At 71.3% G+C, this 20,324-nt stretch carries 22 protein-coding genes and 1 riboswitch; of the genes, 10 read left to right on the top strand and 12 right to left on the bottom strand.

Annotated elements, in window-relative coordinates; translation table 11 throughout:
* Positions 1-77: 77 nt before the first annotated feature.
* Positions 78-1,328 (top strand): SpoIIE family protein phosphatase, encoded by a 1,251-nt coding sequence (locus tag ASD48_RS14325; RefSeq protein ID WP_057601964.1) that lies wholly within the window; start codon positions 78-80, stop codon positions 1,326-1,328.
* Positions 1,329-1,351: 23 nt separating this feature from the next.
* Here the strand turns inward: ASD48_RS14325 and ASD48_RS14320 are convergent, their stop codons facing one another.
* Positions 1,352-2,569 carry a hypothetical protein gene (locus ASD48_RS14320; RefSeq protein ID WP_057601963.1) on the bottom strand — a complete coding sequence of 406 codons (1,218 nt, stop codon included), beginning with the start codon at positions 2,567-2,569 and terminating at the stop codon, positions 1,352-1,354.
* 249 nt (positions 2,570-2,818) lie between these two features.
* Between ASD48_RS14320 and ASD48_RS14315 the strand changes: the two genes are divergently transcribed.
* Positions 2,819-3,553: a lysophospholipid acyltransferase family protein gene (locus ASD48_RS14315; protein ID WP_054240449.1), complete on the top strand. Its 735-nt coding sequence runs from the start codon at positions 2,819-2,821 to the stop codon at positions 3,551-3,553.
* Between the two features lie 219 nt (positions 3,554-3,772).
* On the opposite strand, the gene ASD48_RS14310 is transcribed toward ASD48_RS14315, so the two are convergent.
* From ASD48_RS14310 to ASD48_RS14275, 8 genes are all read right to left on the bottom strand, one after another.
* On the bottom strand, positions 3,773-5,374 hold the full coding sequence (locus ASD48_RS14310; RefSeq protein WP_057601962.1) for an alpha/beta hydrolase: 1,602 nt from the start codon (positions 5,372-5,374) through the stop codon (positions 3,773-3,775).
* Between the two features lie 117 nt (positions 5,375-5,491).
* The gene (locus ASD48_RS14305) at positions 5,492-6,250 is read right to left on the bottom strand and encodes an urease accessory protein UreD (RefSeq protein WP_057601961.1); all 759 of its coding nucleotides are present in this window, start codon (positions 6,248-6,250) and stop codon (positions 5,492-5,494) included.
* A gap of 1 nt (position 6,251) precedes the next feature.
* A complete protein-coding gene (gene ureG, locus ASD48_RS14300) occupies positions 6,252-6,929 on the bottom strand; it encodes an urease accessory protein UreG (protein ID WP_057601960.1) in 678 nt (225 codons plus the stop codon).
* Positions 6,930-7,067: 138 nt separating this feature from the next.
* The gene (locus ASD48_RS14295) at positions 7,068-7,742 is read right to left on the bottom strand and encodes an urease accessory UreF family protein (protein ID WP_057601959.1); all 675 of its coding nucleotides are present in this window, start codon (positions 7,740-7,742) and stop codon (positions 7,068-7,070) included.
* A 21-nt stretch (positions 7,743-7,763) separates the two neighbouring features.
* Complete coding sequence (locus tag ASD48_RS14290) at positions 7,764-9,485, bottom strand: urease subunit alpha (protein ID WP_057601958.1); 1,722 nt, start codon at positions 9,483-9,485, stop codon at positions 7,764-7,766.
* Positions 9,478-9,789: an urease subunit beta gene (locus ASD48_RS14285; RefSeq protein ID WP_020131633.1), complete on the bottom strand. Its 312-nt coding sequence runs from the start codon at positions 9,787-9,789 to the stop codon at positions 9,478-9,480. Before ASD48_RS14285 ends, ASD48_RS14290 begins: the two co-directional genes overlap by 8 nt.
* 10 nt (positions 9,790-9,799) lie before the next feature.
* Complete coding sequence (locus ASD48_RS14280; protein WP_028807144.1) at positions 9,800-10,102, bottom strand: urease subunit gamma; 303 nt, start codon at positions 10,100-10,102, stop codon at positions 9,800-9,802.
* Positions 10,103-10,234: 132 nt separating this feature from the next.
* The gene (locus ASD48_RS14275; RefSeq protein ID WP_057601957.1) at positions 10,235-10,864 is read right to left on the bottom strand and encodes a TetR/AcrR family transcriptional regulator; all 630 of its coding nucleotides are present in this window, start codon (positions 10,862-10,864) and stop codon (positions 10,235-10,237) included.
* Between the two features lie 280 nt (positions 10,865-11,144).
* Here ASD48_RS14275 and ASD48_RS14270 point away from each other — a divergent pair, with 280 nt between their 5' ends.
* Positions 11,145-12,134 carry a hypothetical protein gene (locus tag ASD48_RS14270; RefSeq protein WP_057601956.1) on the top strand — a complete coding sequence of 330 codons (990 nt, stop codon included), beginning with the start codon at positions 11,145-11,147 and terminating at the stop codon, positions 12,132-12,134.
* A 105-nt stretch (positions 12,135-12,239) separates the two neighbouring features.
* Here the strand turns inward: ASD48_RS14270 and ASD48_RS14265 are convergent, their stop codons facing one another.
* Positions 12,240-12,518: a type II toxin-antitoxin system Phd/YefM family antitoxin gene (locus ASD48_RS14265; protein ID WP_057601955.1), complete on the bottom strand. Its 279-nt coding sequence runs from the start codon at positions 12,516-12,518 to the stop codon at positions 12,240-12,242.
* A 90-nt stretch (positions 12,519-12,608) separates the two neighbouring features.
* Here ASD48_RS14265 and ASD48_RS14260 point away from each other — a divergent pair, with 90 nt between their 5' ends.
* The 3 genes from ASD48_RS14260 to ASD48_RS14250 all read left to right on the top strand — a co-directional run bounded on the left by ASD48_RS14260 (position 12,609) and on the right by ASD48_RS14250 (position 14,588).
* Positions 12,609-13,244, top strand: a complete 636-nt coding sequence (locus ASD48_RS14260) for an ATP-dependent Clp protease proteolytic subunit (protein WP_057601954.1) — start codon at positions 12,609-12,611, stop codon at positions 13,242-13,244.
* A 7-nt stretch (positions 13,245-13,251) separates the two neighbouring features.
* Complete coding sequence (locus tag ASD48_RS14255; protein WP_057601953.1) at positions 13,252-13,557, top strand: hypothetical protein; 306 nt, start codon at positions 13,252-13,254, stop codon at positions 13,555-13,557.
* Between the two features lie 342 nt (positions 13,558-13,899).
* Positions 13,900-14,111, top strand: a riboswitch (cyclic di-AMP (ydaO/yuaA leader).
* 3 nt (positions 14,112-14,114) lie between these two features.
* Positions 14,115-14,588: a C40 family peptidase gene (locus ASD48_RS14250; protein ID WP_057601952.1), complete on the top strand. Its 474-nt coding sequence runs from the start codon at positions 14,115-14,117 to the stop codon at positions 14,586-14,588.
* Between the two features lie 63 nt (positions 14,589-14,651).
* Here the strand turns inward: ASD48_RS14250 and ASD48_RS14245 are convergent, their stop codons facing one another.
* Positions 14,652-15,134: an ATP-binding protein gene (locus tag ASD48_RS14245; protein WP_057601951.1), complete on the bottom strand. Its 483-nt coding sequence runs from the start codon at positions 15,132-15,134 to the stop codon at positions 14,652-14,654.
* 213 nt (positions 15,135-15,347) lie between these two features.
* On the opposite strand from ASD48_RS14245, the gene ASD48_RS14240 reads away from it, so the two are divergent.
* Positions 15,348-16,208, top strand: a complete 861-nt coding sequence (locus tag ASD48_RS14240) for a helix-turn-helix transcriptional regulator (RefSeq protein ID WP_057601950.1) — start codon at positions 15,348-15,350, stop codon at positions 16,206-16,208.
* 9 nt (positions 16,209-16,217) lie between these two features.
* Positions 16,218-16,460 (top strand): DUF397 domain-containing protein, encoded by a 243-nt coding sequence (locus ASD48_RS14235; RefSeq protein ID WP_057601949.1) that lies wholly within the window; start codon positions 16,218-16,220, stop codon positions 16,458-16,460.
* A gap of 46 nt (positions 16,461-16,506) precedes the next feature.
* Here ASD48_RS14235 and ASD48_RS14230 read toward each other — a convergent pair whose 3' ends face one another.
* Positions 16,507-17,634, bottom strand: coding sequence for an 8-amino-7-oxononanoate synthase (locus ASD48_RS14230; protein WP_057601948.1), 1,128 nt, complete (start codon positions 17,632-17,634; stop codon positions 16,507-16,509).
* Between the two features lie 147 nt (positions 17,635-17,781).
* Between ASD48_RS14230 and bioB the strand changes: the two genes are divergently transcribed.
* Both bioB and ASD48_RS14220 read left to right on the top strand, forming a co-directional pair.
* On the top strand, positions 17,782-19,041 hold the full coding sequence (gene bioB, locus ASD48_RS14225; RefSeq protein ID WP_057601947.1) for a biotin synthase BioB: 1,260 nt from the start codon (positions 17,782-17,784) through the stop codon (positions 19,039-19,041).
* The gene (locus ASD48_RS14220) at positions 19,034-20,323 is read left to right on the top strand and encodes an adenosylmethionine--8-amino-7-oxononanoate transaminase (RefSeq protein WP_057601946.1); all 1,290 of its coding nucleotides are present in this window, start codon (positions 19,034-19,036) and stop codon (positions 20,321-20,323) included. Before bioB ends, ASD48_RS14220 begins: the two co-directional genes overlap by 8 nt.
* The last annotated feature ends 1 nt before the right edge of the window (position 20,324 follow it).

Raw genomic sequence — 20,324 nt, 5'->3', positions numbered from 1 at the left:
TCCGCGGAGCGGCTCACCCACCCCATTCGTCACATCACATGAGAAAATGACGCAAGACCGGCGGATGGGGCACGGCCATGAACGACACGGCGATCGACTACACGGCGGTGTTCCAGGCGCTGCCGGGCGCGGTGGCGTTGCTGACGCCCGAGCTGGTGTACGCGGACGCCAACAGGGAGTTCCTGCGGGTCTCCGGCCGCAGGCGCGAGCAGTTGATCGGCCGGCACGTCTTCGAGGTCTTCCCCGACAACCCCAACGACGGGGCCGCGAGCGGCATGCGCAACCTGGAGGCCTCGCTGCGGCGCGTGCTCGCCAGCGGCGAACGGGAGGCCATGGCGCTGCAGCGGTACGACGTCGAGTCGACCGAGCGGCCCGGCGAGTGGGACGAGCGCTATTGGAGCCCCGTCAACGCGCCCGTGTACGGGCCGGACGGCAAGGTGGTGCTGATCGTGCACCGGGTCGAGGAGGTCACCGAGCTGATCCGGGCCCGCGGCCGCGGGACGGGCGGGGACGGAGCGCGGGCGAGCAGCCGGGGCCGGGTCCTGGAGGCCGAGCTGTACACCCGCGCCCGCGAGCTCCAGGAACTCAACGAGCGGCTGCGGCTGGCCCATGCCCGTGAGCGCGAGGTGGCCCTCGCCCTTCAGGAGGCGATGCTGCCGGCCGGCCGGCAGGTCGGACACCACCGGGCCGCCGTGCGCTACCGGCCGGCCGTCGGCGCCCTCAACGTGTGCGGGGACTGGTACGACCTGGTGGACCTCGTGGGCGGCAACCGCATCGGCGTGTCGGTCGGCGACGTCGTCGGGCACGGCCTGGAGGCCGCCGGGGTGATGGGCCAGCTGCGCAGCGCGCTCAGCGCGGCCTCCCGGGTCGCCGCCGGCCCGGCCGAGGCGCTGAACGTCCTCGGGCGGTACGCGCATGTCGTGGACGGCGCCGAATCGGCCACCGCGGTCACCACGTTCATCGACTTCGACCACCACATCATCACCTACAGCAGCGCCGGGCATCCCCCGCCCATGCTCGTCCACACCGACGGACGCGTGGAGTTCCTCGACCGGGCCACCGACCCCCCGCTCGACGCCCGGCCCACGCCGCTCCCCCGGCCCCAGGCACGCACCGCCTACGACAGCGGCGCCACGCTCGCCCTGTACACCGACGGACTCGTGGAACGGCGGCGCGAGGACATCGACACGGGCCTCGCCCGCCTGGCCGACGCCCTCGCGCGCCACCGGAAGGCGGACCCGGAGTCCCTCGCCGACGCCGTCCTGCTGGAGTTGCTGCCGCCCGGCGGCGCGACCGACGACACGGCGCTGGTGATCGTGCGGCTGTGAAGGTCCCTCGTCCCTACGCCTCGTCAGTCACAGCGCTCACGCCCATCGGGACGACCACGTCGGCCTGGACGACCACGGCGGCCTCGCCGGAACCGCGATCCGGGAGAGTCACCCGGTTCGTCCGCCGGAGCGGCCGCCGGGCCACCCGGCGGTTCGACGGTCGGAGCGGCCGCGCCCCGGCCGGAGGCCGGCCCACCCGTATCCGGGCCGGAATTCGACGGCGGCGCACTTTCGCTCCCGGGCCCCTTGATGTTGTCGAGCAGAGACCGTCCCTGTCTGTCCACGGCCCGGGTGACCGACTCCTGAAGAATTCCGAAGGCGAATCCCCACGCAATCACCTGCGTCGGCGTGTCGAGCCGTGTCAGCCCCGGGAAGAACTCTCCGCTCATCAGCAGTATTCCCCCCGCCGCCAGGAGAGCGCCCACCGGAAGCCGCAGGATTATCAGCCCGGTCGCCACATGATAGGGTCCCGCCGTTCCCCGGACGTCTTTCAACGAGACAGCACCCGCTACGGCAGCGGCAAGCATGCCGATGAATTCGAGGAAAAACACGTCGGCCGATCCCGCGGAATTACCCAGTGGGCAGACCCTTTCGGATCCTTTGACCTCCCGATCCGCTGGGAAACAGAAAATCTCGGCGACATGATAATTCTGTGCGGCCCACACCCCGAGTGCGACGGCCAGGACCCACATGACACCCGCGGCGCACACCACCATCTGCGTGAAGCTGCGGACCCTGGCCCGCTCCGCCTCCTCCGCCTGATAGGCAGCGTGCAGGGTGATGGCCGCCAGCTCCCGGGTCCCCGGGGCGGGGTCCGCGTCGGCCCCCCGGTACAGCACGGCCTCCAACCGCCGGGGCAGTTCCTCGTCCCGTCCGAGATGGAGCCGGGCATGGGAAAGCGCATAGAACCCCTTGTTGCGGAGCTCCCCCTTCGGGGCGATGCGCAGCAGGGCGACCTCGGCCTCGTGCATATTCGCCAACGCCCGATCCGCCGGAGCTCCTGACATACGCCGACGGATCTTTTTCCCCTCGGGCCCCTGCAGAGCGGTTCGCGCCGCATTCAGGTGCGCCTTGACCTTGGCGACGATCTCCTCGTCCGCGGCAGAGATTCCGCCGGCCTGGACCCGTAATGCCACGAACTTGTTCAGCTGCCCCTGGAGGTGGGCCACATGCGCGCTCATGCGCTGATACCAGGAAGATCCCCTGACGGCCACATCGCCGTCACCGTCGACATTCACCATGTCTCAGTCCTCCTGAAGAGGCCCCTCTATTCCATTTGACACCTTCCGGTAAATATGGGCAACTGCGGAAAAATAGTGGATTCAACCTTTGTCGCGCAATCCTGGGGGAGCCGTGAGCGGTTCCCGGGCAGCTTCGCCCCGTGCTTCCGCACAGTCGTCTCCGGCACCTACACTTACACCCCACGACTTACCGGCTGACCAGCCGGAACACGGCGGTTGGGCAAACCCGCTGGAGTGAGGAGCCACCCTTTGTTCTACTACGTGCTCAAGTACGTCTTGCTGGGCCCCCTGCTGAGACTGGTCTTCCGACCGCGGATCGAAGGCCTCGAGCACGTGCCGGAGTCGGGTCCGGCGATCGTCGCCGGGAACCATCTGTCGTTCTCGGACCACTTCCTGATGCCCGCGATCCTCAAGCGCCGGATCACCTTCCTCGCGAAGGCCGAGTACTTCACCGGTCCCGGCATCAAGGGCCGGCTGACCGCGGCCTTCTTCCGCAGCGCGGGCCAGATCCCGGTCGACCGCTCGGGCAAGGAGGCCGGCCAGGCGGCGATCCGCGAGGGTCTCGGCGTGCTGGGCAAGGACGAACTGCTCGGCATCTATCCGGAGGGCACCCGCTCGCACGACGGCCGCCTGTACAAGGGCAAGGTCGGGGTGGCGGTGATGGCACTCAGGGCTCAGGTCCCCGTCATCCCCTGCGCGATGATCGGCACCTTCGAGGCACAGCCGCCCGGCAAGGTGATCCCGACCCTGCACCCCGTCGTGATCCGCTTCGGCAAGCCTCTCGACTTCTCCCGCTACCTCGGCATGGAGAACGAGAAGGCGGTGCTGCGGGCGATCACCGACGAGATCATGTACGCGATCCTGACGCTGTCCGAGCAGGAGTACGTGGACCAGTACGCGGCCGTCGCGAAGGCGGAGGAGGCCGCGGCGAAGGCGGCCAAGGCCGAGAAGGAGCGCAAATTCCCTCGTCTGCCGTCGCGTTGACGACCCGTCACGAGTTGACGCCTCGTCGCGGTCGCCGGATCGACATCGACTACGAAGCGACGGTCCGTCACGAAGCGATGGCCCGCCGGGAATCGATGGGCCGCCAGGAAGCGATAGGCCGCCACTAAGCGCCGTTCCGCCGGGAAGCGACGGTCCGTCAGGACGACTGAAAGGGCGGCCGGATCACTCCGGCCGCCCTTCGCTGTCGTGCGGGCGGTGCTACGGCTTGGGCGTGGCGTGCGGCGCGCAGGTCACGTCCGCGGTGTCCAGCTTGCCGGTGAGCAGGTAGGCGTCCACCCGGGAGTTGATGCAGGTGTTCACCAGACCGGTCACGCCGTGGGAGCCGGCGTCCTTCTCGGTGATCAGGCGGGAGCCCTTGAAGCGCTTGTGCAGTTCGACGGCACCCTCGTACGGGGTGGCCGCGTCATCCGTGGACTGCACGATGAGCACCTGCGGCAGGCCCTTGTGGGTCTTGACGTCCACCGGGGTCTGCTGCTTGACCGGCCAGTAGGCGCACGGCAGGTTCATCCACGCGTTGGCCCAGGTCATGAACGGGTAGTCCTTGTTGAGCCGCGTGTTGTCGCTGTTCCACTTCCGCCAGCTGGTGGGCCACTTGGCGTCGGTGCACTCCACGGCGGTGTAGACGGCGTTGCCGTTCTCCGAGGAGATGTTGCCGGCCGTGTCGGTCAGGTCCGGGGCGGCCGCGTCGACGAGCGCCTGGGTGTCTCCCGCGAAGTACTTGCTGAAGACGGTGGCGACCGGGACCCACGAGGAGTCGTAGTACGGGGCGCTCTGGAAGAAGGAGATCAGCTCGGCCGGGCCGACGATCCCGCCGATGGGGTTCTTCTTGGCCGTGGCGCGCAGTTCGAGCCACTTGGCCTGGACGGCGGCGCGGGTGGTGCCGAGGTGGAAGGTGGCGTCGTTGGCGGCGACCCAGTCCTGCCAGTCCTTCCAGCGCCCCTCGAAGGCGACGTCCTGGTCGAGGTTGGCCTCGTACCAGATCTTCTCGCGGGAGGGGTTGACCACGCTGTCGACGATCATGCGCCGCAGGTGGCCCGGGAACATGGTGCCGTAGACGGCGCCGATGTAGGTGCCGTAGGAGACGCCCAGGAAGTTGAGCTTCTTCTCGCCCAGGGCGGCGCGGATGACGTCCAGGTCGCGCACGGTGTTCGGGGTGGTCATCTGCGCCAGCACGGCCTTGCCGCTGCGCTCGGCGCACCCGTCCGCGTACTCACGGGCGAGCTTGATCTGGGCGAGCTTGTCGGCCTCGCTGTCCGGGACCGGGTCGGCCTTCGGCGCCTTGACGAACTCCTGCGGGTCGATGCAGGAGATGGGCGCGGAGTGGCCGACCCCGCGCGGGTCGAAGCCCACGAAGTCGTAGGCCTTCGCGACGTTGGTCCAGACGGGGGCCTTGGTGGTGACGCGGCGCGGGAAGCGCAGGCCCGAGCCGCCGGGACCGCCGGGGTTGTAGACGAGCGCGCCCTGGCGCTCCGCGGCGGTGCCCGTGTTGCCGATGCGGTCGACGGCCAGCTTGATCTGCTTGCCGTTCGGCTTGGCGTAGTCGAGCGGCACGGTGACCCAGCCGCACTGGATCGGCTTCTCCAGGCCCCAGTCGGCGGGGCAGTCCTGCCAGTCGATGCCTGCCTTGCCGGCGCGCTCCGCTGCGATCGCGGCACCGCGCGCCTCCGGGTCCTGCCCCGGACGGCCGCTGCTCGCGCTGGCCGTGGGCGCCGCGAAAGCGCCGGCGAGCATCGTCGCGGCGACGAGTACGCCGGCCGAGCCGAGCGCCGTGGTGCGCTTGTTCGGTCGTATGTCCTTCAAGTGGGAACTCCCCTACCTGGTAATGGCGGCAGGGGGATCCTCGCGGCTGTGAGGCACCTGAGAAAAGGTGTCGTTGACCTTCTTTGCCAATCCGATAACCGGAAAGTGATGTACCGCTCACCGGATGTCGACATCGGCGAGCGCCTCGTCCAACGCCCGCCGCAGCAGCAGCGCGTCGGGCGCGACGGCGGTGACGAGAGCCGCCGGCCCGGCCAGTGGCATGACACAGGCGTGCTCGCCGATGTTCCGGGACTTTGTTGGGGCCTCGAGGAACTCCGGCCTTACGACGACCAGTTGACCTACGGCACGATACCCCGCGAGGACGGCGGGCCCGTCCCAGCCGCCGGGCGCGCCGGGCCCGCAGGTCAGTTCCTGGTCGAGGACGGCCCTCCCCGCGACCCGCACGGTGAGCCGGCTGGTCAGCCTGCCCGGCTCCTCCCCGACCCGGCCGAGCACCTGCTCCTCGCGCAGGACGAGCCGGGCGCCTGCGCCGAGCTCGACCCGCGTCGTGACGAACAGATCGCTCCCCTTCGCCGAGATCAACTGCTCCGGCAGCCAGCGCAGTTCACCTCCGTCGGCGACCGTGAGGCGTACGTCGTAGTGGGCCTCGTCCTTCGCCTGCCCGGGCAGGGCGATGGTGGCGGCGGCCGAACCGACGTGCAGCCGGGCACCGCTGCCCACGTCGGCCTCGACGGCGAAACGGTCGCCGCCGAGGGGCCCGCTCATCGCGCCGACGAGCAGGACACGTGCCTCGCCGCCGGTGCCCCGGGTGCGCCGCAGGGCGAGCGGTCCGTCGCTCTCCAGGACGGGCAGGGAGGTCCCCCCGCGTCCGTCGTGCCTCGCCCCGATCCGCGCGGTGGCGTGCACTCCGCTCATCTCACGCCGTCCAGGCGGCGAACTGCGCCCGCACCCACGCGGCGACGTCCCCGACACCGGGCTCGCTCCGCAACGACTGGAAGACGACCGGCAGTTCGGCTCGCTGGGCCTTGGCGTCGGCGGCCATCCGGGCGAGGTCGGAGCCGACGTACGGCGCGAGGTCGGTCTTGTTGACGACGAGCAGGTCGGCGGTGGTGACACCGGGCCCGCCTTTGCGGGGGATGTCGTCCCCGCCCGCGACGTCGATGACGAAGATCTGCGCGTCCACGAGCCCCTTGGAGAAGGTCGCGGTGAGGTTGTCGCCACCGGACTCGACGAGGATCAGGTCCAGCGGCCCGACCTCGTCCTCCAGGTCCTCCACGGCCTCGAGGTTGGCGGAGATGTCGTCCCGGATCGCGGTGTGCGGACAGGCGCCCGTCTCGACGGCCGCGATCCGCTCGGGCGGCAGCACGGCCTCTCGGAGCAGGAACTCGGCGTCCTCGCGCGTGTAGATGTCGTTGGTGACCACGGCGAGGGACAGTTCGTCCCGCAGGGTGCGGCAGAGCGCCGCGACGGTGGCGGTCTTGCCGGACCCGACGGGGCCGCCGAGCCCGATACGCAGGGCACGGCGCGAGCCGTCGGCCCGACGGGCGTCGGCGCCGACGGCGGCGGGACCATGGTGGGAGTGGTCAAGATGCACAACGGCTCCTATTCGCCCGGGCTGGGGGGGGGCAGCCCGTCCGGCGTTTTGAGGACGAGGCCCGTTTCGGGGCCGGACGGGGGTCTGGGGGCAGGGCCCCAGGGTCGGAAAGGGAAGGGGCGGCGGGGGCGGGACACCTCACGAGGCGAACAGCCGCACCGGCCGGCCGGCATGCACCTCCGCCCCGATCTCCAGCAGCGGCGCCGAAGCCGCCGGCAGCGCGTCGGCCCCGGCCGTCGGGACGGCCGACCCCGCCGTCACCGCCCGGTCGACCACCCGGTCCAGCTCCGGCGCCAGCCGGGCCAGCACCGCCGTCGCCTCGAACGGGTCCAGGCTCAGCAGCCGCACCACGGCGGTCGCCGGTCCGCTCACGCTCTCGTAGACCGAGCAGTAAGCGGCGTCCGCCGCCCCGAGCCCGGCCGCCCGCGCGGTCAGTCCCAACACCACCGGCTGATGAGCCCCTTTGGGGAACTGCCGGGCCAGGGAGTCGAGTTCGGTGCTCGGCCAGGCCGCCCGGGCGGCCCGCATCAACTGCCGCCCGAGTCTCCTGGCGGTCAGCCGTAGCGCCGGGGACGGGGTGCGGGCGTCCGCCGCCGCGTCCAGCTCCGCCGGGTCACCCCCGGCCGCGGCGGCGGCCGCCAGCGCCGCGGTCACCAGTCCCGTGGTGTGCAACCTCCCCCGGAGGAAGGCCTCCAGGTTCGTCGCGCCGGTGATCCGTCCCGCTCTGACGGCCTCCTCCGCCCCGCCGGAGTGCGCGTGTCCTCCGGCGGGGAAGCGGCCGTCGGCCAGGACGAGCAGTGCTGCCCTTGTCACATCGATGTCCTCAGAACCGGATCAGAACAGGAAGTAGCGCTGGGCCATGGGCAGTTCGGCGGCCGGGGTCGCCTCGACCAGCTCCCCGTCGATGTGCACGGCGAAACTGTCGGGGTCGACCCGGACGCGCGGCCGGGCGTCGTTCTCCCGCATGTCCGCCTTGGTGACACCGCGCGTGGACTCGATGGCGACGAACCTCTTGCCCAGCTGCAGACGCTCCGGCAGTCCGTCCTCGATCGCGAGCGGCGCCACGAAGTTGAACGAGTTCGACGCGGGTGCCCGGCCGATCGCGCCGTACATCGGACGCGGCAGGATCGGCTGCGGCGTCGGGATCGAGGCGTTGGCGTCGCCCATCTGCGCGTACGCGATCTGCCCGCCCTTGATCACGAGGTGCGGCTTGACGCCGAAGAACGCCGGCTCCCACAGCACCAGGTCGGCGAGCTTGCCGCCCTCGACCGAGCCGATCTCGCGGGCCAGACCCTGGGCGAGCGCGGGGTTGATCGTGTACTTGGCGATGTAGCGGCGCACCCGGTGGTTGTCCGCCCGGCCGTCGCCCGGCAGGGAGCCCCTGCGCCGCTTCATGACGTGCGCCGTCTGCCAGGTCCGCAGGACGACCTCGCCGACCCGTCCCATGGCCTGCGCGTCGGAGGAGATGATCGAGATCGCCCCGAGGTCGTGCAGGACGTCCTCGGCCCCGATCGTCGACGGCCGGATCCGCGACTCGGCGAACGCCAGGTCCTCCGGGACCGCCGGGTTGAGGTGATGGCACACCATCAGCATGTCGAGGTGTTCCTCGGCGGTGTTCACCGTGTACGGCCGCGTCGGGTTCGTGGAGCTCGGCAGCACGTGCGGCTCGGAGACCACGGTCATGATGTCCGGCGCGTGCCCGCCGCCCGCACCCTCGGTGTGGTACGCGTGGATGCCGCGACCGGCGATCGCGGCGAGCGTGTCGCCGACGAACCCGGCCTCGTTGAGGGTGTCCGTGTGGATGGCGACCTGGATGCCCGTCCGGTCGGCGACGGTCAGCGAGGCGTCGATGACGGCCGGCGTCGAGCCCCAGTCCTCGTGCAGCTTCAGGCCGAGCGCGCCGCCCCGGATCTGCGACAGCATCGCGTCCTGCGAGACGGTGTTGCCCTTGCCGAGGAAGCCGATGTTCAGCGGGTACTGCTCCATCGCCTCCAGCATCCGCGCGAGGTGCCACGGGCCGGGCGTCACGGTGGTCGCCTTCGAGCCCTCGGCCGGCCCGGTGCCGCCGCCGACCAGCGTGGTGACCCCGGCGGACAGCGCCTCGTCGGCGATCTGCGGACAGATGAAGTGGACGTGCGCGTCGACCGCGCCGGCGGTGAGGATCCGTCCGTTGCCGGCGATGATCTCGGTCTCCGGGCCGATGACCAGGTCCGGGTGGACCCCGTCCATCGTGTCGGGGTTGCCGGCCTTGCCGATACCGGTGATGCGTCCGTCACGGATGCCGACGTCGGCCTTCACCACACCCCAGTGGTCGACGACGACCGCGCCCGTGATGACGGTGTCGGGCGTGCCGTCTGCGCGCGTAGCGCGGGACTGTCCCATGGACTCCCTGATGACCTTGCCGCCGCCGAAGACCGCCTCCTCACCGGCGAGTCCGGGGCCGCCGCAGCGGTCCTCCTCGATCTCGATCAGCAGGTCGGTGTCGGCGAGCCGGATGCGGTCGCCGGTCGTCGGGCCGAACAGATCGGCATACGCGGCACGGGAGATCTCAGGCATCGAGGGCACCTCCGGTCTCCCCGCGCAGACCGGGCACGACGCGTGCGCCGGCGAGCGGGACGAGTTCGACGTCGACGGGGATCCCGGGCTCGAAGCGCACGGCGGTGCCGGCGGCGACGTTCAGCCGTCGGCCGCGCGCGGCGGCGCGGTCGAACTCCAGGCCGGGGTTGGCCTCGGCGAAGTGGTAGTGGGAGCCGACCTGGACGGGCCGGTCGGCGGCGTTGAGGACGGTGAGCCGGGTGACCTCACGGCCCTCGTTGTAGACGACGGGGTCCGCGGCGAACAGGATCTCTCCGGGAATCATCGAGGCCCCCTCAGACGATCGGGTCGTGGACGGTGACCAGCTTGGTGCCGTCCGGGAAGGTGGCCTCGACCTGGACGTCGTGGATCATCTCGGGGATGCCCTCCATGACGTCGTCGCGGGTGAGCAGCTTGCGGCCGGAGGACATGAGCTCGGCCACCGTGCGGCCGTCCCGCGCGCCTTCGAGGATGTGCGCCGTGATGAGGGCCACGGCCTCGGGATGGTTCAGCCTGAGCCCGCGGGCCCGGCGCTTCTCGGCGACGTCGGCCGCCACGTGGATCAGCAGCCTCTCCTGCTCGTGCGGGGTCAGTTGCACGTCCCACCTCACATCCTCGCTCCGGACCGTGCGGGGCCCGGTTGCCGCGGCCGCCGGGGAAAGACCCTGGTGGCATGGATCGGCAGGCTAGTTGGACCGCATTTCGAGCAAGTTAACCGACCTGTGATCGATTCAGGCCCCCGGCAGCGCGTCCGACACGCTCATCAGCGCGCGCAGCCCGTCACGCAGCACGTCCACCGGGGCGGGCCCGAAAAGCGACTGCTGGGCGAGGAATCCCAGCACCACGGCGATCATCGTGCGCGCCACATGGTCCGGCGGCACATCGGACCGCATCATCCCGGCCTCCTGGTAGGCGACGACGATCCGCCCCCACACCTCGCGCACCCCGCTGTAACCCTCGTTGAGGATCGCCGCCAGCTCGGCGTTGCGGAGCGTCTCCGTCCACACCTGGATCACCAGGCGGGGGAAGGCCGGCCGGCCGTCGACGGTCAGGTACGCCCGGGAGGAGTGGACCCGGACGAAGACCGAGGAGACCAGGATGTCCGGGGGTGGCGGCGGGCTGTGCCGGCCCTCCTCCTCGAAGCTCTCGCGGACCTCGTCGAGCACCTCGCCGACGATCGCGGCGATGAGCTCCTCCTTGCCGCCGAAGTAGCGGTACACCGCCCCGGCGGACAGATCGACCTCCTTCAGCACGTCCTGCATGGACGTGGCGTGGAAGCCGTTGCGGGCGAAGCAGACCGCCGCGCCGTCGAGGATCTGCCGACGGCGGGCGTCGAGGTGCGCCTGAGATACACGGGCCATGGCCCAAACGTAGAACGAACATTCCTTCTTGACAAGAAAACGCTCCGGCGGGACGGTGTGGGTGAGCAACAAAACGAACGATCCTTCTTTTTAGGACTCGGACCGCCGTCGCGGGCGCCGTGCGGCCCCGCGCTCAGTCCGCCTCACCCATGGCCCGTGCCGCCCACAGCCCGCGTCCCGCCCACAACCGCCCGCAACCGCCCGCAACCGCCCGCCGAGCGCGCGTCCGCAGCCCCGCCCATCCGACCCGCCGTCCCGTACGCCTCCAGGGGGAGCCCCCATGTCCGCCACCCGGCGCCTGATCGCCGTCGTCCTGCTCGTCCCGACCCTCGCCGCCGTCGCCCTCTGGGCCTTCGCCTGGCCGGCCGCCCGCACCGCGCCGCGCGACCTGCCGCTCGGCGTGGCCGGTCCGCCCGCCGCGACCGCGCAGCTGGAGAGGCAACTGACCCGGCACGAGGGCGCCTTCGAGATCCACCACTACACCGACGGGACGGCCGCCCGGGACGCCGTCGAGGACCGGACCGTATACGGCGCGGTGGTCGTCACCGCCGAGGGATCCGAACTGCTGACCGCCTCGGCCGCGAGCCCGCTCGTCGCCCAGCTGCTCCAGCAGGCGGTCGCACAGGAGGCGGCGGCCTCGGGCACCCGGGTGAAGACGGTGGACGTGGTGGCGGCTCCGGCGGCCGACCCGCGAGGCTCGGCCCTCGGCGCGAGCGTGCTGCCGCTGGCCCTCGCCGGGATCGCGGCGGGCGCGCTGGTGTCCCTGCTGGGCCTGCGCGGGGTCCGTGCCGTGATCGGGCTGGTCGGCGCCGCCGCCCTCGTCGGGTCGGTGGCGGCGGCGCTGGCGCACAGCTGGCTCGGGGTGCTCACCGGTGACTGGTGGGCGGAGGCCGCGGTGCTCGGACTCTCCACACTCGCGGTGAGCGCGGCGGTGGCGGGCTGCGCCGCGCTGCTCGGGACGCCGGGCATCGGAGCCGTGTCCTTCGTGGTGATGTTCCTCGGCAACCCGTTCTCCGGGGCGGCCTCGGCGCCGCGGATGCTGCCGGAGCCGGTCGGGGTGATCGGTCAGTGGCTGCCGCCGGGCGCCGGTACGACCCTGCTGCGCTCGGTGTCGTTCTTCGACGGAGCGGCGGCGACCGGTCCCGCGCTCACGCTGGCCTGGTGGGCCGCGCTGGGCCTCGGGGCGGTGCAGCTGGGCGCCCTGCTGAAGCCGGGGCCGGCCCGGGCCGAGCCGGCCCCCGAGGCGCGGCGGTCCGCACTCGTCGCCTGACCGTCCCGCCGCCCGGCCCGCCCACACGGCCGTGCACCCCCGGATCCGGGGGTGCACGGCCTTTCGTGTCGTGTGCCTACGGCCGGCGCCTCCCGCCCGCGCTCCCTACGACGGATTCGGGCCCCGGTACTCCGCCGTGACCCCGAACCTGTGCTGTTCGCGGGGAGCGGACGCGACCTCGCGCACGGTGGTGACCGAGCTGATCACCGGCTCCTCCTCGGCCTTGTCCAGTTCGTCGAGTCGCTCCAGGTCAGCGGCGGAGACAAGGGCGACGAGAGGCTTGCCGTGGCGCGTCACGACGACACGTTCACCGCCGTACACCACGCGGTTGATCAGGTCGGCGAGTTCAGCCCTGGCTTGCGTCACCGGAATCTCGTAGGCCATACCCCCATTCTAACGTCACGTACGTCCTGTACATTTTTTACAGAACCCGTCGGACGTAGAAGGCGTCGGACGGAAGAAGGAGGGGTTCCGATGAAGCGACCGTCCGCCCGTCACGTCCTGCCCGAGTTCACCGAGCGCACCAGCTACGGACACCGGACGACGGATCCGTACTCGAAGCTGCTGGAGGAGCGGATCGTCTTCCTGGGGACGCCGGTCGACGACATCTCGGCGAACGACGTGATGGCCCAGTTCATGTACCTCGAACACAAGGACCCGGACCGGGACATCGCGCTGTACATCAACTCCCCCGGCGGCTCCTTCAGCGCGATGACGGCCCTCTACGACACGATCCGGTACGTCACCTGTGACGTGGAGACCACCTGCCTGGGCCAGGCGGGTTCGTCCGCGGCGGTGCTGCTGGCGGCGGGCACGCCGGGCAAGCGCTACGCCCTGCCGGGCGCGCGGATGACGATCCGCCAGCCGTCCCTGCCCGAGCCCGTCCAGGGACAGGCGAGTGACCTGGCGATCCAGGCCGAGGAGCTGGCCCGCGTCCGCGCGAGCCTGGAGGAGATGCTCGTACGGCACACCGGGCGGACGCCGGAGCAGGTGACCGCGGACATCGAGCGGGACAGGTTCCTCACCGCCCAGGAGGCCCTGGAGTACGGCCTGGTGGACGGGATCATCCCCAGCCGCAAGGCCTCGGCCGGCGCGCCCGGCGGGAGGTGAGCGGCCGATGGTGCCCGAGCTGCCGCCGCTGCCCGCGCTGACCCGCGCGGAGGCCGAGCTGATCGACGGTTACCTCGACGTGGTCGACCTGCTCGGCCGGATCAACCCCGCCCATCACGGCGACACCTATCGCGGACTGCGCGCCGCCCAGGCCCTGGTGACCAAGGCGACCGCGCTGCGCGACGCGCTGGCGCGGATGCACCAGCGGGGCGAGAGCGAGCTGCACGCGCCGACGCTCGCGCGGGCGCTGCGCGTCCTGGACGGCGAGCGCCGCACCGGGCGGGTCACGCTGCCCCCGCTCTCCGACAGTTGACCCGCCGGATCCACCTCCGGTCCGGACCCCTCGCGCTCAGGACGTGACGACCGGACCGGAGTTGAAACGGCCCAGAAGAGGTACCCCCGTTCAGCGGAGCGTCTACTGTTCCCCCGACCCCCTTGCGGTTGCGCAAAAGGGCGCTCTTCGGGCGGAATAACGGGCTCCACCGCTGGTGGGAGCCCCTGAGGTGCCTTGACACCTGATCGCCCATCAGGGTGTCCACCCGAACGGGTGAGTGGTGAGTAACCCCACAAATCCCCGGTTCCGTTGGGATTTTCGGACATCGGTGAGCCAAGATCCCTGACTGACGACAAGCCCCCGCCACAAGCGGCGGGGCGGTCCGGGCGGACGCCGAGTCCTGCCGCCGCCCGGATGACCGGTCGACAGGAGTGCATCGGCAGGAGTGGAGGACCCAGGCACGACGGGTCGCCGGAACGGTCACGCCATGGCCGGGCCGAGCAGCCCTTGGGGTGAAGCCGCAGCAGCGGCCGGGCAACTTCGCCAGCCCGAATCCGACAGGTCATCCTTCACAGGCGGCTGACGAAGGGTTGCGCATGACTGCGCTCAATCGTGTCCCGTCGCTCATGGCCCGGGCCGGTACGGCCTCGGCTTTCGCCATCGCCGCCGTCGGCGGCTCGGTCGTGGTCCCGGGGCTCGCCCCCGACGCCGCGGCCGCCACACCGGCGACGAAGGCGCTCCAGATCGCGGCCTCCAAGAAGGGTGCCCCCTACAAGTACGGGGCCACCGGACCGAAGAGGTTCGACTGCTCCGGGCTCACGCTGTACTCGTTCAAGAAGGCGGGCAAGAGCCTGCCCCGGACGGCGTCCCAGCAGTACAACAAGACGAAGCACATCAAGGCGTCGAGCCGTAAGGCAGGCGACCTCGTGTTCTTCCACTCGGGGTCGAACGTCTACCACGTCGGGATCTACGCGGGTAAGGGCAAGATCTGGCACTCGCCTAAGACCGGCGACGTGGTGAAGCTCCAGAAGATCTGGACCAAGAGCGTCTGGTACGGGCGGGTCCGCTAGGGCCTGGGCCTGCCCGGGTCACGGGCCGGTTTCCCGGGGTGGTGGGGGCGTCCTGACGCGCCTTCACCGCCCCGGGAGCTCTCCCTCCGCCGGGGCCGTCAGGGCACCGGCCACCGGCTCCGCCGCCGGGACGGCCCACGGGAGCTCGACGGTGACCGTCTTGCCCCCCTCCCGGGTGGGCCGCACTCTCAGCCTGCCGCCGCACTCCGCGGTCAGCCATCGAATGATCACCATCCCTCGGCCGTTGTCCTGCTGGACGGCGGCCGGCAGTCGTTTCGGGAAGCGCGGGTGGCTGTCGGTGACCCCGACGCGCAGGTGTTCGTCACGGTCGAGGACCAGGTCCACCGTGAAGGTGGGTGACTGCCCGAAGGTGTGCTGTACGGCGTTGGTGGCGAGTTCCGAGACGATCAGCCGGACGGCGTCGGCCATCTCCGCGTCCGCCGGCAGGCCCCATTCCCCGAGAGCGCCGGCCACGAATACGCGAGCCGCGTAGACCGAGGCGGGATCGCTCGGCAGAGTGACGGATGCTTCCAGGTGATCTGCCATGGCGACGTCGACCCTTTCCCACGGGACCGGGAGCCCGACACGGTGCGGATGGTTCGAGTACGGTCCCGGACTGGTGCTTCTCCGCCAGACTGCCATTACCGCGCCGGTCACGGGTGGGATCCACCAAGATATGCATATATCTGTCGCCCGATGCGGTGAACTCTGCGACGGCAGAGCGTATTTGGTCGGCCCGATAGGAGTAAGGAGGAGCCCATGCAGCACGGTCCCGCGGTGCGCCGCCGGAAGCTGGGCGCCGAACTGCGCAATCTGCGCGCCCAGGCGGGTCTCACCAGTGGTGAGGCGGCCCGGCTCGTGGGCTGGCACCAGTCCAAGGTGAGCCGCATCGAGACCGGCATCAGTGGATCGAAACCGGCCGATGTGCGGTTACTTCTCGACGCCTATGGCGTCGAGGATCCGCAACTGCGGGAGCTGATGCTGGCGTTGGCGGGCGACGACGGCAGTGGCGGCCGGGACCACTGGTGGCACGCCTACCGCGGGGTGCTGCCGCCCACCTACCGGGACTTCATCAGTCTGGAGTCACAGGCGAGCGCGATGCGCACCCTGGAGACGACAGTGGTACCGGGGCTGCTGCAGACGCCCGAGTACGCGCGGGCGGTGACCAGGGCATCCGTGGACGGCGGCGCCGAGGACCAGCTCGACACCCTGGTGGAGGTGCGGCTGGCCCGCCAGGACGTGCTGCGTGCGCAGCCGCCGCTGGAACTGTGCGCGGTGCTCGACGAGGCGGTGCTGCGACGGGAGGTGGGCGGGCCCGAGGTGATGGCGCGACAGCTCGGCCGGCTCGTGGAAGCCGCCCGATTGCCCCAAGTTCGGCTCCAGGTGCTGCCGTTCGCCGCCGGAGCGCATATCGGGGTAACCGGCCCTTTCGTTATCTTCTCATTTTCGCGCACTTCTGATCTGGATGTTGTCGTTCTCGACCACTTGACGAGTAGCCTCTATCTCGAACGGAAAGAAGACCTCCAGGCCTACACCGAGGCCTTCAACGCCCTTCGGGCGCACGCCCTTTCGCCCGGGGACTCATCGGATTACATCGCCGCGATAGCCGACGGCGCGTAAGGAGGCACCATGTCCGCACCACCGCGGAACGTACCTTCCAGTACCGATCCCGACCGTCTCCCCGATGTGCGATGGCTGCGCAGCAGCTACAGCACGGGAGCGAACAACTGTGTGGAGACGGCCCGGCCGACCTCCGGCCCCTGGGCCGGTCTGCTCGCCGTCCGCGACTCCAAGGACCCGGCCGGACCCGCTCTGCTCTTCTCCCCCGAGAGCTGGTCGGGCTTCACGGCCGTCTTTTCACGGGTCCGCTGACCGCACCGCAGTAGTCAGAGGCGGTCCACGGCCGTGTCACGCCGACTCATGGTCGTGTTTCGCCGATCACCCGTACAGCGCGTTCCAGCTCGGCCCCGGAGAGGTCCGCACGCGCGGTCAGCCTGAGGCGTGAGATGCCGTCGGGCACGGAGGGAGGACGGAAGCAGCCCACGGCCAGGCCTGCCGACCGGCAGTCCGCCGCCCAGCGCAGCGCCCCCTCCGGGGACGGCGCACGCACGGAGACGACCGCGGCGTCCGGACGCACCGCCGCCAGACCCGCGGCCGTCAGGCGCGCGTGCAGCTCGCCCGCCACCGCACGCGCGCGTGCCGCGCGCTGCGGCTCCCGGCGCAGCAGCCTGAGGGCGGCCAGCGCCGCCCCCGCCGCCGCCGGGGCGAGGCCCGTGTCGAAGATGAAGGTCCGGGCCGCGTTCACCAGATGCTCGATCACCCGCGCGGGACCCAGCACCGCGCCGCCCTGGCTGCCCAGCGACTTGGACAGCGTGACCGTGACGACGACGTCGTCGGCACCCGCCAGACCGGACGCGTACGGAGCGCCCCGGCCGCCGTCCCCCAGTACACCGAGCCCATGGGCGTCGTCGACGACCAGTCCGGCGCCGTGCTCCCGGCAGGCGGCCGCCAGCGCGGCCAGCGGGGCGGCGTCGCCGTCGACCGAGAAGACCGTGTCGGAGACGGCCACGGCCGGGCCGTCGTGTGTGCCGAGCGCCTTGCGCACCGCGTCCGGATCGGCGTGCCCCACGACCTGCGTGGTGCCGCGGGCCAGCCGGCAGCCGTCGATGAGCGAGGCGTGGTTGCCCGCGTCGGAGACGATGAGCGACCCGTGCGGGGCCAGCGCGGTGACCGCGGCCAGGTTGGCGGCGTATCCGGAGGAGAAGACGAGGGCGGCCTCGAAGCCGCAGTGCTCGGCGAGCTCCCGCTCCAGCTCGCCGTGCAGCTCGGTGGTGCCCGTGACGAGCCGGGAACCGGTGGCACCGCCGCCCCAGGTCCTGGCGGCCGCCGCGGCCCCCTCCGTGACCTCGGGATGGCGGGCCAGGCCCAGGTAGTCGTTGCTCGCCAGGTCCAGGAGCGGCGAGTCGGCGGGGCGGGGCCGCAGTGTCCGTACGAGTCCGGCCCGGCGCCGCAGCTCCGCCTGCTCGTCGATCCAGCCGAACGCCATGGGTCCTCCGGGCTTTTGTAGGTAGCGGACAGACACTAGCGGCCCGACCGCCCACCCACGGTGTGGCAATACCCACACGTCGAACCCGGTGTGTTGTGCGATCCCTACCTTGGCCCGGAGCGGGTGCGTAGGACAGGATCGGCTCTCATGGACCTGCTGAACACGCTGGTGGACAAGGGGCTTCGGCGCGAGCTGCCGACCCGCGAGGAAGCGTTGGCCGTGCTGGCCACTTCCGACGACGACGTGCTGGACGTGGTGGCCGCGGCCGGCCGGGTGCGCCGGCAGTGGTTCGGGCGACGGGTGAAACTCAACTACCTCGTCAACCTCAAGTCGGGGCTGTGCCCCGAGGACTGCTCCTACTGCTCCCAGCGACTCGGCTCCACGGCCGGGATCCTGAAGTACACCTGGCTCAAGCCGGAAGAGGCCTCGCAGGCGGCGGCGGCCGGGCTGGCGGGCGGCGCCAAGCGGGTCTGCCTGGTGGCGTCCGGGCGTGGTCCGACGGACCGTGACGTCGACCGGGTCGCCGGCACCATCAAGGCGATCAAGGACCAGAACGAGGGCGTCGAGGTCTGCGCCTGTCTCGGCCTGCTCTCCGACGGCCAGGCCGAACGGCTGCGCGAGGCGGGCGCCGACGCCTACAACCACAACCTGAACACGTCCGAGAGCACGTACGGGGAGATCACGACCACGCACACGTACGCCGACCGGGTGGACACGGTGCAGAAGGCGCACGCGGCGGGTCTGTCCGCGTGCTCGGGTCTGATCGCCGGCATGGGCGAGTCCGACGAGGACCTGGTGGACGTCGTCTTCTCGCTGCGCGAGCTGGACCCGGACTCGGTTCCGGTGAACTTCCTCATCCCGGTCGAGGGCACCCCGCTCGCCAAGGAGTGGAACCTCACCCCGCAGCGCTGTCTGCGCATCCTGGCGATGGTGCGGTTCGTCTGCCCGGACGTCGAGGTGCGCATCGCGGGCGGCCGCGAGGTCCATCTGCGCAGCATGCAGCCGCTCGCCCTGCACCTGGCCAACTCCATCTTCCTGGGCGACTACCTCACGACCGAGGGCCAGGCCGGCAAGGCCGACCTGGAGATGATCGCGGACGCCGGCTTCGAGGTGGAGGGCGCGGGACAGGTCACCCTGCCCGAGCACCGGGCGACGGCGGCCGGGGGCTGCGGGTCCCACGAGGGCGGTGGCTGCGGCTCGCACTCGGGCGGCGGGTGCGGCTCGCACGAGGACGCCGGGTGCGGCTCGCAGGCGGGCGGCGGTGTGTGCGGCTCCGCGCCGGCGTCGGCCGCGGCCGCTGAGCCGACCCCGGCCGTGGCCCCGGCCGCGGCGGTCGGCGAGGCCCGTACGGACCTGGTCGCCGTGCGCCGACGGGGCGCCGGTACCGATCTCGCGCCCAATGCCTGAGCGGCCCCGGCTGGGGGTGCCCGAGCTGCTGGAGCTGGACCGGCGGCACGTGTGGCATCCGTACGGTCCCATGCCCGGCCGGGCCGAACCGCTCGTCGTGGAGTCGGCAAGCGGGGTACGGCTGCGGCCCGCGGACGGCTCGGATGACCTGGTCGACGGCATGGCGTCCTGGTGGTCGGCGATCCACGGCTACAACCACCCGGTGCTCAACGAGGCCGTGCGCGAGCAGCTGGGCCGGATGAGTCATGTGATGTTCGGCGGTCTCACCCACGAGCCCGCCGTACGTCTGGCGAAGCACCTTGTCGACATGTCGCCCGAGGGTCTGGAGCATGTCTTCCTCGCCGACTCCGGTTCGGTGTCGGTCGAGGTCTCGGTGAAGATGTGCCTCCAGTACTGGCGCTCGCTGGGCCGCCCGGCCAAGCGACGCCTGCTGACCTGGCGCGGCGGATATCACGGCGACACCTGGCAGCCGATGTCCGTGTGCGATCCCGAGGGCGGGATGCACGACCTGTGGACCGGGGTGCTGCCCCGGCAGGTCTTCGTGGGCCCGCCGCCGGTGGAGTTCGAGGAGGCGTACGCCGAACTGCTGCGCGAGACGATCGAGCGGCACGCCGACGAACTGGCCGCGGTCATCGTGGAGCCGGTGGTGCAGGGCGCGGGCGGGATGCGGTTCCACTCCCCCGGCTATCTGCGGGTGCTGCGCGAGGCGTGCGACGCGCACGACGTGCTGCTGGTGTTCGACGAGATCGCGACCGGGTTCGGGCGCACGGGCGCGCTGTTCGCCGCGGAGCACGCCGCGGTGAGTCCGGATGTGATGTGCGTCGGCAAGGCGTTGACCGGCGGTTATCTGACGATGGCGGCGACGCTGTGCACGTCCCGGGTGGCCGACGGGATCTCGCGGGGCGAGGTGCCGGTGCTGGCCCACGGGCCGACGTTCATGGGCAACCCGCTCGCCGCGGCCGTCGCCTGTGCCTCGATCGAGCTGCTGCTCGGGCAGGACTGGCTCGCCGAGGTCAAACGGATCGAGTCGGGGCTGCGGGACGGACTCGCCGCGGCGGCGGAGGTCCCGGGCGTCCGGGACGTCCGGGTCCTCGGCGCGATCGGCGTCGTCCAGCTCGACCACGCGGTGGACATGACGGCCGCCACCCGGGCCGCGGTGCGCGAGGGCGTCTGGCTGCGGCCGTTCCGCGATCTGATCTACACGATGCCGCCGTACGTCACCGGTGACGCGGACGTGGCACGGATCGCGCGCGCGGTGTGTGCCGCGGCGCGGGAGGGATGAA

The sequence above is a fragment of the Streptomyces sp. Root1310 genome (genome assembly GCF_001426425.1).
In the GTDB taxonomy this organism is placed as follows: domain Bacteria; phylum Actinomycetota; class Actinomycetes; order Streptomycetales; family Streptomycetaceae; genus Streptomyces.
This window is presented reverse-complemented; position numbering and strand designations above follow the sequence as displayed.